We start from the raw sequence: 15,898 nt of genomic DNA, 5'->3' as shown, positions 1-15,898 counted from the left end.
TCCGGCCGGCACCGATGTTGCAGCAACGGAGGAGGAATATGGATGTCAGCCGGTTCAAGGCGGCCATCGCGGGCATGTCAGACGCTGACCTCTGCGAGGTTCTGAACGCCCTTGGCCGTGCGCGTGATCATGCAGCGCAGTTGAAGATCAGCGCGCGCCTGCCGGAAGGCGCCGCCTTTGGAGCGATTGCGCGGGATCTCGATTACGGCTTGGGCATCATCCGCGCATCCGCACCCGAAGACCCCGCCCCCACGGGAATCGATGCGAATGAACCGCTAGATGCCGCGTATGTCGCCTTCGCCACCCCTGCCGAACGAAAGACGACCAGCAGGCTCTGAACCCTGCTTGAAAAGCCACGCAGGCGCCTCATGGTCAAGGTGACCAGCCGCGAGGCACGACCAGCAGCACCATCATGACAGCGGCCTGCGGATGCGTGTGGCAGTGAAGACACTCGCTCGCAGCGCCCGTGGATCGGGGACGGCATCAACACGACGATCCGGGGCAGAGTGCCCGGGGCGGTGGAGGAGCCAAGGGCACCCTCGGGCCTCTCATGCCCTCGCCCACTCCCCCATCTCCGCGGCCAGAGTCTCCACGAGATCTCCGGCCGGAAGCGCGCGCGCCCGTGCGGCCTGCGCACCGGCCCATTGCGCGCCGTAAGCTGTGGCGCCCTTGGCCTTGGCGGCCGTGCTGAGCGCCTTGGCCAGATCATAGGCGCAGGGATAGGGGGGGATGTCGGCGGGTGGGACATCCTCGGCCCATTGAGTGAAGGCGTTGCTGAGGCAGCGGGCCTGGCGGCCAGAGATGGCCTGGGTCATGACCGTGTCGCCGCCCAGGGCAAGGCGGTCGCGATAGCCGGCATCCGCGGCGCTCTCCGGGCAGGCAATGAAGGCGGTGCCCAGTTGCGCCGCCGCGGCACCCCGCTCCAGCATGCGGCCGATGTCCCGCCCGTCCATGATCCCGCCGGCGGCGATGACCGGCAGGCTCACTTCGTTCAAGAGGGCGCGCAGCAGGTCGCCGGTCGAAAGCCGGGCGTCCGGCCCGGCCGGATCGAAGAGGCCACGATGCCCTCCGGCCTCCCATCCCTGCGCGACGACGGCATGACAACCGGCCGCCTCAATGGCGCGGGCCTCGGCCGGGGAGGTGGCGCTGCCGATCAGCACCAGCCCCGCCGCACGCAGCGCCGCGATCTGGTCAGGACGCGGCAGGCCCAGATGGAAGCTCACGACGGGCGGGCGCAGCTGGAGAACAAGTTCGAGGTAGGCTTCGGTGTCGCGAAAGCTGGTGTAGAGGTCCCGAAGCTCGGCAGGCGGCTCCGCCTCGAACCGCGCAAAGAGTGGCGCCATCCGCTGGATCCAGGCCGCCTCCAGCGGCGGGTCGCGCTGTGGTCGCGCGTGGCAGAAGAAATTCACGTTGAAGGGGGCGGATGTCCGCTGCTGCACCTCCACGATGGCCTGCCCTGCAGCCTCTGGGCTGGAGGCACAAAGACCCAAGGCGCCCAAGGCCCCCGCGTCCGAGACGGCCACGGCCATGGCCGGCGTGGCCACCCCCGCCATCGGCGCCTGAAGGATCGGTAGCTGGACCTGAAGCAAATCCAGAAGCTGGGTCGTGGCGGTCATCGGATGCTCCCCCTTGGTGCAGACTGGGCCAGGAGCCCGGACAGATCAAGGGCGCGCGATGATCTTGCCGAGGGAGGGGGAAGGGCGCAACGCGGATCAGGGTGAAGCCTCGTGGTTCCTTTTGCGGCCGGCACGCGTTGCAGGTTGCAGGGGGAGCCAGGCTGGCGCGGCCTGTGCAAACACCAATGACGTGACATGAGGAGGAAACAGATGGCGGACCCTGTCATCGTCATGGGCGCCGCACCGCATATAAAGCGGTCGGGGCTCGGGTTCACAGCCGCTGATGCTCTCATTATCTTCGGCAGCCATGAGCCGCCGATGTTATCTTGCTCAGCATGCCGATGACGGTCCACTGAAGGGTCCGACAGAAGATCCGTAGAGGCCCCTCTACGATGGCTTTCATGAGGGCCTTGCCCTTCCCGACCTGGAAAAGGACAACGCGATGTTCAGCGAATGGAAACAGGAGAAAGCGACGGCAGCCCTTGTTGATGAGGCGCAGGCTGTTGCGGACAGGTTGGCCGCAGCGAAACCCCATTTCGTGGAGGGCCATGCCGCCGCGGCGCGGTTCTGGGCTGCTTCCTATCTGGCGGACGGGCAGGACCTCCATGAGTTGACCGAATGGCCCGCCGACGCCGTTGCCCGTTTCGCCGCGACCGCGCAGGCCAGGATCGCCACCCTGCGGAAGGCGCGCGAGTATGACAGCAGCGACGGCCTGGCGATCTGGCTTCATACCGCCCGTGCCGTGGCGGAGCCACGGGTCGCGCCGGCGGTTCGCGAGATCTGGCAGCATCTGTTGGACGCAGGACCCAATGCAGATTCCATGGCCGATGATCTGATCCAAGAGGCAGGCTTGCCGGCGGACAAAGGCCGGAGTGTTCCGAAGGGCTTTGCCAGCCAGGACTAGGTCTTTCCGCTGAGCCGACGGCGCTGTTTGACTGAGCTTGGCCTAGGAAAAGGTCGGCATGCGGAAAGGGCTGTGCGGCAGGAGCCAAGGCAGCATGGCGAGTCAGGATTGGACGCACTTTGAACAGGGCTTCGATCAGCGACATTCGTCCTAGGCTACCTTGCTGCTACCGCTCAAGGGCGCGCTAGCCTGTCTGTTCCATACTGTGCAGCTTCCGCGTTGAAGCAGCCGGCGAGCCAAGTGGCACGCCAATGACATGCGAAGGCCGAAGCAATCCCTTCTTCAGCCCGCGCTTTCCCACGACCCAGATCAAACATGATGGGCGCTTACACTTGACTGCCCGGAAGCGTCGCGTTTCTCTGCCCCACCGCGGCACAGGAGGCACAGGTGGAACAGAGACGGCTTGGCAACCGCAGCGTTGGCGCCCTTGGCTTTGGCGCGATGAGCTTTGGCGGGATGTTCGGCCCGACCGATGAGGCGACCTCGCTGGCCTGCCTGGATGCAGCACTGGACGCCGGCATCAGCCATTTCGACACGGCCAACATCTACGGCATGGGAGTTTCGGAGCAGGTCATCGGGCGGTGGGGGCACCGGGAGGTGCACCTCGCCACGAAATGCGGCATCGTCAACGGCCCGCCGCGGACGGTGCGCAATGATGAGCCGTACATCCGCCAGTGCCTGGAGGAGTCGCTTCGCAGGCTGAAACGGGAACATGTGGACCTCTATTACATCCACCGCCGCCAGCCCGACCTGCCCATCGAAGATCTGGCCGGAACGATGGCAAGGCTGGTGCAGGAGGGCAAGATCGGCGGCTATGGCCTGTCCGAGGTCGCGCCATCGACCTTGCGCCGCGCCCATGCAGAACATCCCGTCACGGCGGTCCAGAACGAGTTTTCCCTTTGGACGCGGCTGCCTCAGCTTGGCCTGATCCAGACCTGCCGAGAGCTGGGCGTGGCCTTTGTCGCCTTCTCTCCCCTGGGTCGCGGGATGTTCGGGCGCGAGCCCCTGACGCGGGACTTCCGCGCGGGCATCGACTTTCGCGACACCAACCCGCGGTTCGTCGAGCCGAACTTTTCGGCCAATCTTGCCGCCATTGCGCCTTTTCGCGATCTCTGCGCCGCCCGGGGCTGGACGGTCCCGGGGGCGGCGCTTGCATGGGTCCTCGCGCAGGGGGATCACATCATTCCCATCCCGGGCACGCGGACGGCGGATCACCTTCGCGACTGGCAGGTTGCGGATCTCGACGCCGCGGACGTGGCCCAGATCGAGCATCTTCTTCCGGCGGGGTTTGCCCATGGCAGCCGTTACGGAGACCACCAGATGGCCTTCGTCGAGAGCTATTGCTGACGGCTGCGGCGGCCCTGTGCCACGACATCACCTGTTTCAGGATGAATAACGGCAATCTTCAGGCCGGTGAAACTTGCTCTGCTTGCCTGACGGCAGGATCGTGCCAGGCAGGCGCGGCAACACCCGCCCCTGCCTGTCAGATCCCTGTTCACTCCGGCAGTGGCAGCGGCTTCAGGCTGCGCAGATAGAGGATGATCGCATCAAGATCCTCCCTCGTCATGTTCGCGAGGTAAGCATAGGGCATCGGCGGCATCATCGGCGTTCCGTCTGGACGCAGGCCCTGCGTGATCATGACCTTCAGCTCCTCGTCCGTGTCATCCGCAATGCCGTCCTCGGGGTGCGGCGTCAGGTTGGCGGCCACCGACACGCCCCACGGACCCCGGAACTCGAAGCCGCCGGCTCCGGCGTGCGTGTCGAGCAGCGGTCCCTGCGGCCCATGCGGGGTATGGCATTCCATGCAATGGGCGACGGGCCCGGCAAGATAGGCGCCATATGCCACCGTCACCCCCTCCTCCGGATGCGGCACGCTTTCGACGGGCGGGCCGTAGGCGGGCGGCAGGGGGATGTTGTAGACGCTTTCGGGCTGTTCGCCCTCCACCGCAGGAACGGTCCTCAGATAGGCGACGATGGACTGCAGGTCATCATCCGACAGGCCGCGATAGAGCGCGAAAGGCATCGGCGGCCCGATCAGGGTCCCGTCGGGACGCAGCCCCTCGCGGATCGCCCGCGCAAGGTCCTCGTCGGTCCAGTCTGCGACATGTCCGCCCGGCGTGATGTTCGGCGCATAGGCGGTGAAGGCCGGGTTTTCATCCACCAACCCTCCCCCAAGGGCCCGAGAGATGTCAGGCCCTGCCGCTCCCAGCGGCGTGTGACAGTTCCCGCACCCCGCAGGACCCGTGACAAGATATTCCCCACGTGTCACCGACGGGGCAGCGTCGGCAGTGCCCGCACAAAGCAGGGGCAGGATCCCGACCCCTGCAAGAAGCAAAACTCGTGACATGTTCAACCCTCCCAAGACCGGCGCGACAGGGGCCGGACGGGACGATCTTAGCCCATGTTGGCAGTCGAACAGTCGCCATGGCGACTCTTCACGCGCGGCCTCAGGTGGTTCTTGCCTGACGCCTTCGCTGCCGATCTCCTCGTGCAGCGTACATGTGATGAAGGAACCAGGTGACGAGTGCCGGGTGCGGGAATCCTTCGTTTGCTGCACCCGCAGGTTTCGGGCTGCAGCCTAAGTCATTGAGCCGGCCTCGGCCGCTCTCTTCTGCCCGCGCCACAGGATGAAGAGGCCGGACAGCACGATTAGGCCCGAGCCGGCCAGCATGCTCATGGTCAGCGTCTCGCCGAACAGGGCAATGCCTAGGGCGATGCCGAACAGGAGCCGGGTGTAGCGGAACGGCGTGACCGCCGATACATCGCCGGAGCGCATCGCCTTCATCAGGCAGGAGTAGGCGCCGATGCCGATGACGATCACTGCCAGCAGCAGAACAGTGGCATGCGCGTCGGGAAGTCGAAACGCCTCTCCCTGCCAGAGGGAAAACAGCAGGCCCGCCACTGCCAGGGCCAGAAAGCCGTAGAGGCCGAGAATGGCGGTGCTCAGGCTCTTGGGGGCCGCACGGCTGGCGAGGTCACGACCTGCAAAGCCCAGCATGCCGACGACCGCCAGAAGCGACAGGGCCGAGAAACCTTCGGTGCCGGGGCGGAGGATGATCAACACCCCCACCAGCCCAAGGACAATGGCCGTCCACCGCCTCCAGCCCACCCGTTCGCCAAAGATCACGGCCGCCGAGGCCACCACGACCAGAGGGGTCGCCTGCAGGATCACCGTCGCGGTCGAAAGCGGGATCAGCGCCAGAGCCAGCACATAGAAGAGCCGCCCGGTGATCTCGAAAAACACGCGGATCCGCATCGCGGGCGAGACCACATCCTGTGTCATCAGGGCATCGCCCTGGCGGAACGCGATGGCCGCGAAGATCAGCGCGCCGCCCAGGCCAAAGAGGGTCAGGATCTGGCCGACCGGAAGAAGACCGGACATGGCTTTCACCAGCGCATCCTCCACGGCAAAGGCCGCCATGGCCACGATCATCCAGGCCGCGCCGAGAATGTTCTGGCGATGGGCGGGGTCGGTCTTCAAGGCGGTGCTCCCTGTCACGCTGGACGCGTTTCTCCCCTGCGCTTATGGCACCCGGCAGGTTCGCGCAAACATCTTCGGGGATGGCGAAGGTGCGCAACATGGGTGGGTTCAAGGACTGGGCCGAGAAAGGTCTGCCGGTCGAAAACCAGACTGCCGCACAGGGGCCTGCAGAGCGTGCCGTTCAGGAGGCCTGGAGACGAAAAGCTGAGGGAACGCCATTGCCATCGCCACATAAACAAGGGTCTCACCTCGGCCAAGACTTCGGTTAAGATGCAGCGAATTTCGCGGGGTGGATTGCAATGGCGTTGCTTGATCGGATTTTCGGACGCGGCCATGAACCGCAGCGGCGCGATCAGCAAGGGGCTGATGGTTTCGAACCCCTGCCCTCCCGAAGGGAGAATGCGGCTGCCCGCCCGGTCTTCGGCCATGCCGAACAGGTCCCTGAGGGGCGCTTTCGCTTCATCGCCCTGGATGTGGAAACGGCGTGCAGCGACGCCGCAAGCATCTGCCAGATCGGCCTGGCTTGCGTGCAACCGGACGACCAGATCCAGACATTCTCGATGCTGATCAATCCCCGCACCCGGTTCGACCCGTTCAACATCCGGCTTCACGGCATCGGTCCGGATCATGTCGCGCAGGCACCCGGCTTTGCCGAGGCCATTGGAATTCTTCTGCCCCTGCTGACGCGGCACAACCTTGTCCAGCACAGCAACTTCGACAAACGGGCGGTCCATGCTGCCTGCCTGTCATGCGGCATCGATGCTCCCGATCTGCGGTGGAGCGACAGCGTCACGATCGCAAGGCGGGCATGGCCGGAGTTGAAGGGAAATGGCGGGCACGGGCTGGCCAACCTCAAGAGGAGGCTGAACCTTCGGTTCCACCACCATGACGCGGGCGAGGACGCCCGTGCAGCCGCGATGGTCGTCCAGCACGCCGAAAGCCATCTTGGCCTTCCCTTCGAGGAGCTGATCAAACCTGTCGCCAAGAAAGGTCATCCTCCCTCCATCGCCATGGAGGGAAACCCGGCGGGGCCGTTGGCCGGTTCCACGGTGGTGTTCACAGGCGCCCTTGGCATGTCGCGAACCGAGGCGGCCGCACTGGCGGTCCGGGCCGGGATGTCGGTCAAGGCGGGCGTGACCAGGCAGACCACCCATCTGGTTGTCGGCGATCAGGATCTGACCGGTCCTGCCGGGCCTGCTCGAAGCAGCAAGCACCGGAAGGCCGAAGACATGCAGGCTGCCGGCCACCCCATCCGGATCATCGGCGAAAGCGATTTTCGGAGGCTTGTCGCGGACTGCGGCACAGCCTGAGGCTCTGCATGGTTCAGGCGCAGATGACGCATGCGGGGCGCGAGCGCGCAACAAAACCCGTGCCGACGGCGTTCAGAACCGTGCGCCACTGAAACCGACAGGAGGAAACATGGCTGGCCGGACAATCCAGGACTTGGCGAAGGCAATGGGCAAGATCGACTTTGCCATGCTGACCACCCGCACTGAGGGCGGGCAGTTGGCCACGCGCCCGATGAGCAACAACAGCGAGGTGGAGTGGGACGGCGACAGCTACTACTTTACCTATGAGGACACCCGCACCGTCAGCGACATCGAGCGGGACCGCCATGTCGCGCTGTCCTTCCAGGGTCGGGCCGGCATCTTGGGCGCACCGCCGCTGTTCGTTGCCGTCGAGGGCGAGGCCAGCATCATCCGTGACAAGGCGGCCTTTGCCGATCACTGGTCCGCCGACATCGACCGGTGGTTTCCCGACGGGATCGACACGCCGGGCATGGCGCTGATCAAGGTTCACGCCGTTCGCGTCCATTACTGGGACGGCGAGGAAGAGGGCGAGGTCGATCCTTCGAACGCCTGAACTAACATCTCGTTGCAATGACTGCTTCGCTGTTTGCCTCAATGATTGGAGATGAGGCCTCAGCTTGGCTGAGACGCAAGATGACCATCACGCACGGGATGAAGCGGTCGGGCGGAAAAAGATTATCCGGGCCGTTACGAACGCTGCGCATTGGATGGTTGCGGGCATGGATATCGGCACGAACGCACCCGAGTTCGACAGCATTGGCTTCGAAAATGTGGAGCTGCAGGAAGGCGTGTCGGCACCACAGGCTACCTGTGGTTTGCAGGCCGACCTGCGTCAGCGTCAATGAAGATGCCGCCCGTGGCGCCTCCCGGTGCGTGGACTTGCGGCGGCAACTTGTTCACCATCAGAGTGTCGGCGTCTCCGCAGGCCACTTTTCGACACCGAAGGCACGCTTTGGCGTCGGGGGCTTCAGCCGTTGCAACATGCCGTGGTCGCGACCGGTTGCGGCACCATAACCATCACCCTGCAGGGCTGAGGCAGCACCCACGTTCAACTACCATCAGGAGTTGCCCCATGCAACCGTTCCGCCCGCCATTACCCAAGGAGCGCATCGGTGTCATCTCCGACACCCATAGTCTGCTCCGCCCCGAGGCGCTGGAGGCTCTGGAAGGGGTCGACCGCATCCTGCACGCGGGCGACATCGGCGATCCTGACCATCTTGAGCTCCTGGCGCGCATCGCCCCGGTGACGGCCATCCGCGGCAATATCGACCGCGGCCACTGGGCCCAGGCCCTGCCCGAAACGGTGAGCCTTAAGACCATGGGACTGCGGATTCACATGATCCATGACCGCAAGGCTTTGCGGGCCGATCCGGAAACCGAGAGGTGGGACGTCGTGATCTCGGGCCACTCCCATAAACCTGGCATCGAGGAGACCGGCGCTACCCTCTGGCTGAACCCGGGTGCCGTCGGCCGCCGCCGTTTCCGCCTGCCAATCACGCTGGCCTTCCTCTGGGAGGAGGCCGGCCGCCCCCGCGCGATGATCCACCCCTTGCCCATCTGACCTCGGCTATTGGCAGCATGAGCCCGATGAGCGGGTCCGGCGCCGTCTGACACGTGGAGACAATGCAAATACCAGCGCCTTTCCTTCCGCGTGATGGGAAACCGTCCCAGGCCCACGACCAATTGAGCGGCTTGCTAGACGTCCGGTTGCCTATCGGCTGCTTCGCGGCCGGCGGATATTCGGCGCCCTTGCCTCATGAACCCGTAAATCAGCAGCGACGTTGTGGCGATCACGAAGCCACAGGCGATCGGGCGCTCCAAGAAAATCATCGGATCGCCGCGCGAGACCAACAGGGCGCGGCGCAGGTTCGTCTCGATCAGCGGGCCCAGCACGAAGCCTAAGGTCTGTCCCTATAAACTTCAGATCCAGAAGATGACGATGGCTGCGAGGAGATGGCGCTCAGGAAGATGTCTCCGCAGCGTTCGTAACCCGTGGCGATGCCGCGCCAGTCCTTCAGGCGGCCAAAGGGGTTCTCGATCCGGTAGCGCTTGCGGTAGAGGCGCTTGTTGCAAGAGGCCGGTTTCTTGCGCTTCTTGCGAGGCGGGATGCAGGGACGGATGCCACGTTGCCTCAGGCCATCGCGCAGCCAGTCGGCATCATAGGCCTTGTCTCCGAGGAAGTGTTTGGCGGTAGGCAGGTGGCGGAAAAGCACGAGGGCGCCACGACTGTCAGCCATCTGGCCCGGCGAGAGAAAGAAGTCCAGCGGCCAGCCCTTGCCGTCGCTGAGCATGTTCAGCTTGGAATTCAGGCCGCCTTTCGTGCGTCCGATGGCCCGCGGACGATCCCCTTTTTACGCAGACTTGCTGCAGTGCGGTGCGCCTTCAGGAATGTGCTGTCCATCATCAAGGTATCGCCTTGGACGCCGGGCTGCGCCAGCGCGCAAAATATCCTCGCGAAGATGCCCATCCGGGACCAGCGGGCGAACCTGTTATACAGGGTCTTGTACGGGCCATAGACTGCGGGAGCATCTTGCCACCGAAGCCCACACCGTTTGACATGGATGATGCCGCTCAGAACCTTGCAGTCGCCGGATCGGGCGCGCCCTCGAACCTTGGGAAAGAACGGCTGAATGCGTTGCATCTGCTGTGCGCTTAGCCAGAAATATCGCGTGTCTCGTTTGTCCATGACCAGCGTGAATCACTCAACCCGCCGGCCTGCAACAGAAACTTATAGGGATGGACCCTAAGGGCCCCAGTCCAGCTTGGGAAACGCTAAAGGCGCGTGATGGGCGGCAAGCAGCCCGACGGTGGTGCAGCATAGATACCGCGGCATCAGCCCAAAGCGGACGATCACTCTATCGAAGGTCAGGTGAGCACCCTTGTCAATGGGAAGGGTGAAAAGCGGCGTGGTATTGCAGCGAGGTAGCTGATGTATTGGCGAGGAGCGGCCATCCGTATGCGTTGCAACATCTCGTGCGTAGGACTCAGCCTTGAGGGTGAAAGCTAGCTGACCGGAGTGCCGAAGTGCCGCAACCGCTCAGCCACCGCAGGCGAGCCACTCTCGGAGGCGGACTGGTTAGGTAACACATTGAGGTCGAGCAAGACAACTCGGGCCATCGAATTGCCTAAACGACGTTGATGGACACGCGCCACACCAATTATCGGCCCCGCAACGGTATCCGCATCACGGCGAGCATATCCTCGCAAACAGTTTGTCAGCTGAATTTTTGGTCCAAGTATTCGAGATAGGCGGAAGGATTGTTACTCGCCAAGCCGAGGCGGTCCAATATTTGAGCACGTGTCAATGACCGCCCGTGATTCCAAACCGCCTCTCTCAAGCTGCTTCGCAGTGGTTCCAGATTGCCTTCGTTCACCGCGCTGATGACGGCTGGCGATCCTTCTCCAAGGTGCCGCATCAACTGTGCGGCCGTCACATTGCCGATCGTGTAGGTCGGAAACGATCCTATATATCCGGACGACCAATGAATGTCCTGCAAGCACCCGCGAGCGTCGTTGTCGATCTGGATCCCCATATCCGACCTCATCGCCCGGTTCCATGTGCCGGGTATGTCAGCCACCTGCAGGCTGCCCTCCATCAGTGCCATCTCGATCCGGACGCGCAGCATGATGTGCAGATCATAAGTCAACTCGTCAGCCTCAACCCGGATCTGCCCCGGTTCGACCCTGTTGACCGCAGCGACGAACTCTTCCGTCGTCACATCGGAAAGCTGGTCGGGAAAGGTATCGCGAAGATGCGGGAAATGCGCATGCCAGAAGGCCGGACTGCGTCCGATGTGGTTCTCCAGAAGGCGCGATTGGCTTTCGTGCATGCCAAAGCTGGTGCCGCCCACGGCGTAGAGACCGATCATGTCTGTGGCAAAGGCGCTGCGCGTGTAAGCAGGATCGACGCCCTGTTCGTAGAGGGCATGGCCGACCTCGTGGATGGTGCCAAAGATCGACATCGGCAGATAGTTGCGGGGCCACCGTGACGTGATGCGGACATCATTGCGAGTAAAGCTGACCTCGAAGGGGTGGACGGCGGTGTCGAGGCGCCCCCTGTCGAAATCATAGCCCAAGGCGTGGGCGATGTTGGTGGCGAACTGCTTCTGAAGCCGCGGATCATAGTCCCGATAGAGGAAATCCGTGCGGGGTGCGGGTCGGGCGCGTGCGCGATCCAGGATGGGAAGAATGCCCGCACGAAGGCTGTCGAACAACGTCCCTAGGCTGGCCGCCGTTTCGCCTGGTTCGAAGACCTGCACCATCGGGTCGTAGGGATGCCCCTGATGCCCAAGCGCATCGGCGGTCCTGCGCGCCAGAGCCACGACCCTCTCCAAATGCGGCTGGAAGATCGTGAAATCGCCCTGCGCGCGTGCCTTGGCCCAAGCCGCGCCCGCGATCGTCGCGTGCTCCGCCTTTGCCTGCAGCAGTTCCGCCGGAAGGCGGGCGTGATGATCGATGGCCTCCCGCACCATTTGGGCCTGGGGGTCATCGCCGGCGGCATCAACTGCGTCGCGCATGGTGGGATCCAGGATCATCTTGCGCGCGATGCCCATCAGCGTCGCCACCTGCTGGCCGCGCGTCTCTGCACCACCCGATGGCATCTGCGTTCGCGCGTCCCAGTTGAGCATATTGACCGTGCATAGGACGTCATTCATCTGCCCGATCCGGGCATGGAGTTCCGTGGTCATGCGGCACCTTTCTGGATGTCGACGCCACCGTCGTTCAGATGGCAGGCCACCGTGCGGGACGCACCGGCCGCGGTCAGTTGCGGCACCTCGGCCCGACACCGCGGCCCTGCGAAGGGGCAGCGTGGATGGAAGGCGCAGCCGGGCGGCGGTGCGATAGGGGACGGGACCTCACCCTTGATCGCCTCGAACCGCCCGCGGCCCGTGCCAACGGTCGGGATCGAAGCAAACAACGCTTGGGTATAGGGATGGCGCGGATCCGCATAAAGCTGATCGGCCGGTGCCAGTTCGACCAGCCGGCCCAAATACATAATCGCCACGCGGTCGCAGACATGGCGGACGACCGACAGATCGTGGCTGATGAACAGCGCTGTCAGACCCAGGTCGCGGCGCAGGTCCATGAACAGGTTCAGCACCTGTGCTTGGATCGACACGTCCAGCGACGCCACGGCCTCGTCCAACACCAGCACCTCGGGTTGCATCGCCAACGCACGGGCGATGGCGATCCGCTGGCGCTGTCCTCCGGAGAACTGGTGCGGCAGGCGGTCGGCATAGGCGCCCTCCAGCCCGACCTGCTCCAGCAGGGAACGGATGCGTGTGCGCACCTGATCTGCTGGAATGATGCCATGATAGCGTGGACCTTCGGCCAAGGTCTCTCCGACCTTCATTCGGGGATTCAGGCTGGCGAAGGGGTCCTGATGGATCATCTGAACCTGCGTCGTCAGCTTGTGGATGGTGCCGCTGCGCTGATCGGCGATCGGCCGACCGTTCAATGTCACGCTGCCAGAGGTCGGGGCGTGAATGCCTGCGACCACCCGGCCCAGCGTAGATTTCCCACAGCCGGATTCGCCGACAATTCCCAGAACCTCGCCCTTCACGACTTCCAGCGACACGTCAGTCAGGGCATGCACGGTCACGGGTTTGCCCCCGCCGGTGAATTTTCCGGCCAGACGCTCCGACAGTCCGGGCCTGCGGGTGAACCGTTTAGAGACAGCATTAATCTTGAGGATCGGAACGGTCATACGCCCCCCAGCGGGTGATGGCACAGGACGGCCTGCCCATCGCGGACATCCAGCGGCGGCTCGGTGCGGCACAGGTCGGTCGCGCGGGGGCAGCGGGGCCGGAACGGGCACCCCTCCGGCAGACGGGAGAGCTGCGGTGTCGAACCGGGGATCTGCGGCAGCTTGCGACCGGGTTCGTGCAACGCCGGGATCGAGTCGAGCAACCCTTGGGTATAGGGGTGCCGCGGCCCCCCGATCACCTGTTCGGCGGTGCCGCGTTCGACGATGCGGCCTGCATACATCACACAGATATCGTCGGCCAAGCTGGAGACGACGGCCAGATCATGGGTGATCCAGACGATGGCGGCACCAGTGTTGTCCGCCAGCTCGCGCACTTCGGCCAAGATCTGGCCCTGAATGGAGACATCCAGCGCCGTTGTGGCCTCGTCGGCGATGATAACCGATGGGCTGTGCAGAAGCGCCATGGCGATCGCCACCCGCTGGCGCATGCCTCCGGACAGCTGGTGCGGATAGGCCTTGAGGCGTTCCGCAGGAGATGGAATGCCCACCACCTCCAGTGCTTTCCGTGCATGCTCCAGGGCATCCGATTTGGACATGACCTGATGCACCCGCACCGCCATCGCCATCTGGTCGCCAACGCGCAGGACCGGGTTCAGGGTCATCATCGGATCCTGGAAGACCATCGCAACCTTGCGGCCGCGCATCTTGCGCAGGTCCTCCTTGGACAGCTGCCGCAGATCCACGCCGTCGACCAGGACGGCGCCTGCGGTCACCTCCCCCGGCGGGTCAATCAGGCCAAGAATCGAAAAACCGGTAACGCTCTTTCCCGACCCGCTTTCGCCCACGAGGCCCATGATCCGACCGGGCTGCACGGCGAAGCTGACGTCGTTGACCGCCGTCACATGACCTGCCCTGGTCTCGAACCGCGTCGTCAGTCCCTTGACGTCGAGTGCGGCGGTCATCTGCTATTCCTCGGGTCGATCACGGTCCTGACCTGGTCACCGACCAAGTTGATTGCCACGACGGTGATCATCAGAAAGACGCCGGGATAGATGGACAGCCATGAACGCCCGGCATGAATATACTTGAAGCCGTTGGAGATCAGTGACCCCAGCGACGGTTCGGTCAGTGGCAGGCCGACACCTAAAAAGGACAGCGTCGCCTCCAGCGAAATAGCGCTGGCAACCTGCACAGTTGCCACGACGATCAGCGGGGGCAGGACGTTGGGGAGCAGATGCTTGAACAGGATCCGCAGGGTCGGCAGCGGGGTCGACCGCGCGGCCTCGATATAGTCCTTGCGGCGCTCGACGGACGCGGCGCCATGGGTCGTGCGAGCGAAATAGGCGTATTGCGCCACGATCAGCGCCAGGATGATCTGCGGCACCCCCTGTCCCAGAACGGCGGCCATCACCAAGGCTAGCAGGATGGCGGGCATGGACAGCTGAAGGTCCACGATCCGCATCAGCAACGCCTCGATCCGGCCGCCAAAATATGCGGCCGTCAGACCGATGCTGATGCCCAGGATCAGCGCCAGCGCTCCGGCTGAAATTCCGATCAGGAAGCTGGTGCGCAACCCGTAAAGGATCGCGGACAGCATGTCGCGCCCGGCATTGTCGGTGCCCAGCAGGTGGATGTAGCCGCCCGATCCTGTCTGGCCCGGCCGTAGGAAGGCGTCCGCCCAGTCCAACTGTCCCAAGTCGTAGGGATCCTGCGGCACCAGCCACGGCGCCCCGAAGGATGAGACCAGCAATGTCACGATTACGGCCAGTGCGCCCACCGCCACCCACGACCGGCTATAGTCGGACCAGAAGTTGCGCAGGCGCATTGCCCGTGTCTCGACCGGCGCGGCAGAGGGAACCGTGAGACTGTTTTCGGCTAGGGCCATCACGCGCCTCCCTTCAGGCGAACGCGGGGGTCAAGCCGCGCATAGATCAGGTCGACAGTCAGGTTGATCATCACGAAGAGCAGCACGACCATGACCAAGTAGGACACCATCACCGGTCGGTCCAATTGCAAGATGCTGTCGATGATCAGCTTGCCCACGCCCGGCCAGTTGAAGACTGTCTCGGTGACCACCGCAAAGGCCAGTGTCGAACCCAGCTCCAGCCCGAATACGGTCACCAACGGGATGGAGATGTTGCGCATGATGTGACCGAACACGATCTGCCGGTCTGGAAGCCCCTGCGCGCGGGCAAAGCGGACGTAGTCCGTGCCCATCGCCTCGACCATGCCGGCGCGGGTCAGCCGGATCATCAGGCCCATCTTGAACAGGGACAAATTGATCGCCGGCATGATGACATGGGCCCAGCCATCTCCCGTCGCCAGTGACGTCTTGAACCACAGGATCCGTCCGACCTCTCCGCGACCACCCGAAGGCAACCAGCCCAGATTGACGGCGAACCCCATGATCAGCAGCATCCCGATCCAGAATGTCGGGACGGAGAAGCCCAGGACAGACAGCGCCATGATCAGCTTGGCCGGAATGCCGTTCGGACGGTAGCCCGCATACATGCCGGCAGGGACGCCGATCAGCGTTGCGATGCCCACCGAAACCAGCACCAGTTCCAGCGTCGCGGGCAGACGCGAGAAGACAAGCGACGTGACCGGGATGTTGTAGACCATGGATCGACCCAGATCGCCTTGAAACACGTTGCCGACGAAGGTGAAATACTGTTGCCACAGCGGCTGGTCGAACCCGTATTGCCGGATCAGGTTCTCACGGATCTCCTGGCTGGCGCCCGGGTCGATCATCACGTCGATCGGGTTGCCGATCGCGTAGACGCCGACGAACACGATGACCGACATGACGAACACGACCACCGCCGCCTGCATCAGCCGGCCGACAAGGTAGCCAAACATCGCAATCCCCCGTTTCTTCTC

The 15,898-nt window shown here is 64.0% G+C and carries 16 protein-coding genes and 1 pseudogene; 7 read left to right on the top strand and 10 right to left on the bottom strand.

What is annotated here, in order from left to right:
• The first annotated feature begins 38 nt into the window (after positions 1-38).
• On the top strand, positions 39-338 hold the full coding sequence (locus ACZ2G3_RS03630; RefSeq protein WP_470397726.1) for a hypothetical protein: 300 nt from the start codon (positions 39-41) through the stop codon (positions 336-338).
• A gap of 210 nt (positions 339-548) precedes the next feature.
• On the opposite strand, the gene ACZ2G3_RS03625 is transcribed toward ACZ2G3_RS03630, so the two are convergent.
• Entirely contained in the window at positions 549-1,616 is a 1,068-nt protein-coding gene (locus ACZ2G3_RS03625; protein ID WP_470397724.1) for an NAD(P)H-dependent flavin oxidoreductase, read from the bottom strand.
• 514 nt (positions 1,617-2,130) lie between these two features.
• Here ACZ2G3_RS03625 and ACZ2G3_RS03620 point away from each other — a divergent pair.
• Entirely contained in the window at positions 2,131-2,520 is a 390-nt protein-coding gene (locus tag ACZ2G3_RS03620; RefSeq protein ID WP_470397722.1) for a hypothetical protein, read from the top strand.
• A gap of 387 nt (positions 2,521-2,907) precedes the next feature.
• Entirely contained in the window at positions 2,908-3,867 is a 960-nt protein-coding gene (locus ACZ2G3_RS03615) for an aldo/keto reductase (RefSeq protein ID WP_470397720.1), read from the top strand.
• A 148-nt stretch (positions 3,868-4,015) separates the two neighbouring features.
• Here ACZ2G3_RS03615 and ACZ2G3_RS03610 read toward each other — a convergent pair whose 3' ends face one another.
• The gene (locus tag ACZ2G3_RS03610) at positions 4,016-4,867 is read right to left on the bottom strand and encodes a c-type cytochrome (RefSeq protein WP_470397718.1); all 852 of its coding nucleotides are present in this window, start codon (positions 4,865-4,867) and stop codon (positions 4,016-4,018) included.
• Positions 4,868-5,098: 231 nt separating this feature from the next.
• Positions 5,099-5,953 (bottom strand): DMT family transporter, encoded by an 855-nt coding sequence (locus tag ACZ2G3_RS03605; RefSeq protein ID WP_470399040.1) that lies wholly within the window; start codon positions 5,951-5,953, stop codon positions 5,099-5,101.
• Between the two features lie 347 nt (positions 5,954-6,300).
• Between ACZ2G3_RS03605 and ACZ2G3_RS03600 the strand changes: the two genes are divergently transcribed.
• The 4 genes from ACZ2G3_RS03600 to ACZ2G3_RS03585 all read left to right on the top strand — a co-directional run bounded on the left by ACZ2G3_RS03600 (position 6,301) and on the right by ACZ2G3_RS03585 (position 8,872).
• On the top strand, positions 6,301-7,311 hold the full coding sequence (locus ACZ2G3_RS03600; protein WP_470397716.1) for an exonuclease domain-containing protein: 1,011 nt from the start codon (positions 6,301-6,303) through the stop codon (positions 7,309-7,311).
• A 109-nt stretch (positions 7,312-7,420) separates the two neighbouring features.
• Positions 7,421-7,864 carry a pyridoxamine 5'-phosphate oxidase family protein gene (locus ACZ2G3_RS03595; protein WP_470397714.1) on the top strand — a complete coding sequence of 148 codons (444 nt, stop codon included), beginning with the start codon at positions 7,421-7,423 and terminating at the stop codon, positions 7,862-7,864.
• Positions 7,865-7,928: 64 nt separating this feature from the next.
• A complete protein-coding gene (locus ACZ2G3_RS03590; protein WP_470397713.1) occupies positions 7,929-8,156 on the top strand; it encodes a hypothetical protein in 228 nt (75 codons plus the stop codon).
• A 227-nt stretch (positions 8,157-8,383) separates the two neighbouring features.
• Positions 8,384-8,872, top strand: a complete 489-nt coding sequence (locus ACZ2G3_RS03585; protein ID WP_470397711.1) for a metallophosphoesterase family protein — start codon at positions 8,384-8,386, stop codon at positions 8,870-8,872.
• A gap of 134 nt (positions 8,873-9,006) precedes the next feature.
• Here the strand turns inward: ACZ2G3_RS03585 and ACZ2G3_RS03580 are convergent, their stop codons facing one another.
• From ACZ2G3_RS03580 to ACZ2G3_RS03550, 7 genes and pseudogenes are all read right to left on the bottom strand, one after another.
• Positions 9,007-9,204 (bottom strand): hypothetical protein, encoded by a 198-nt coding sequence (locus ACZ2G3_RS03580; protein WP_470397709.1) that lies wholly within the window; start codon positions 9,202-9,204, stop codon positions 9,007-9,009.
• 27 nt (positions 9,205-9,231) lie between these two features.
• A pseudogene (locus tag ACZ2G3_RS03575) lies at positions 9,232-9,997 on the bottom strand (IS5 family transposase).
• Between the two features lie 529 nt (positions 9,998-10,526).
• On the bottom strand, positions 10,527-11,999 hold the full coding sequence (locus tag ACZ2G3_RS03570; RefSeq protein ID WP_470399039.1) for a carboxypeptidase M32: 1,473 nt from the start codon (positions 11,997-11,999) through the stop codon (positions 10,527-10,529).
• Positions 11,996-12,913, bottom strand: coding sequence for an ABC transporter ATP-binding protein (locus tag ACZ2G3_RS03565; RefSeq protein WP_470397708.1), 918 nt, complete (start codon positions 12,911-12,913; stop codon positions 11,996-11,998). The genes ACZ2G3_RS03570 and ACZ2G3_RS03565 overlap by 4 nt, the downstream gene beginning before the upstream one ends.
• A gap of 101 nt (positions 12,914-13,014) precedes the next feature.
• Positions 13,015-13,980, bottom strand: coding sequence for an ABC transporter ATP-binding protein (locus ACZ2G3_RS03560; protein WP_470397706.1), 966 nt, complete (start codon positions 13,978-13,980; stop codon positions 13,015-13,017).
• Positions 13,977-14,903, bottom strand: a complete 927-nt coding sequence (locus ACZ2G3_RS03555; RefSeq protein ID WP_470397704.1) for an ABC transporter permease — start codon at positions 14,901-14,903, stop codon at positions 13,977-13,979. The genes ACZ2G3_RS03560 and ACZ2G3_RS03555 overlap by 4 nt, the downstream gene beginning before the upstream one ends.
• A complete protein-coding gene (locus ACZ2G3_RS03550) occupies positions 14,903-15,877 on the bottom strand; it encodes an ABC transporter permease (RefSeq protein WP_470397702.1) in 975 nt (324 codons plus the stop codon). Before ACZ2G3_RS03550 ends, ACZ2G3_RS03555 begins: the two co-directional genes overlap by 1 nt.
• Positions 15,878-15,898: the final 21 nt, after the last annotated feature.

Source organism: Paracoccus sp. KKT209 (assembly GCF_055635455.1).
The sequence above is the reverse complement of the archived record's forward strand: the minus strand, read 5'-3'. Positions and strand labels throughout refer to the sequence as shown.

Coding starts and splice junctions, on each gene's coding strand:
- ACZ2G3_RS03630 (WP_470397726.1), top strand. CDS start 39: ATGGATGTCAGCCGGTTCAAGGCGGCCATCGCGGGCATGTCAGACGCT.
- ACZ2G3_RS03625 (WP_470397724.1), bottom strand. CDS start 1,616: ATGACCGCCACGACCCAGCTTCTGGATTTGCTTCAGGTCCAGCTACCG.
- ACZ2G3_RS03610 (WP_470397718.1), bottom strand. CDS start 4,867: ATGTCACGAGTTTTGCTTCTTGCAGGGGTCGGGATCCTGCCCCTGCTT.
- ACZ2G3_RS03605 (WP_470399040.1), bottom strand. CDS start 5,953: ATGATCGTGGCCATGGCGGCCTTTGCCGTGGAGGATGCGCTGGTGAAA.
- ACZ2G3_RS03600 (WP_470397716.1), top strand. CDS start 6,301: ATGGCGTTGCTTGATCGGATTTTCGGACGCGGCCATGAACCGCAGCGG.
- ACZ2G3_RS03595 (WP_470397714.1), top strand. CDS start 7,421: ATGGCTGGCCGGACAATCCAGGACTTGGCGAAGGCAATGGGCAAGATC.
- ACZ2G3_RS03585 (WP_470397711.1), top strand. CDS start 8,384: ATGCAACCGTTCCGCCCGCCATTACCCAAGGAGCGCATCGGTGTCATC.
- ACZ2G3_RS03570 (WP_470399039.1), bottom strand. CDS start 11,999: ATGACCACGGAACTCCATGCCCGGATCGGGCAGATGAATGACGTCCTA.
- ACZ2G3_RS03560 (WP_470397706.1), bottom strand. CDS start 13,980: ATGACCGCCGCACTCGACGTCAAGGGACTGACGACGCGGTTCGAGACC.
- ACZ2G3_RS03555 (WP_470397704.1), bottom strand. CDS start 14,903: ATGGCCCTAGCCGAAAACAGTCTCACGGTTCCCTCTGCCGCGCCGGTC.
- ACZ2G3_RS03550 (WP_470397702.1), bottom strand. CDS start 15,877: ATGTTTGGCTACCTTGTCGGCCGGCTGATGCAGGCGGCGGTGGTCGTG.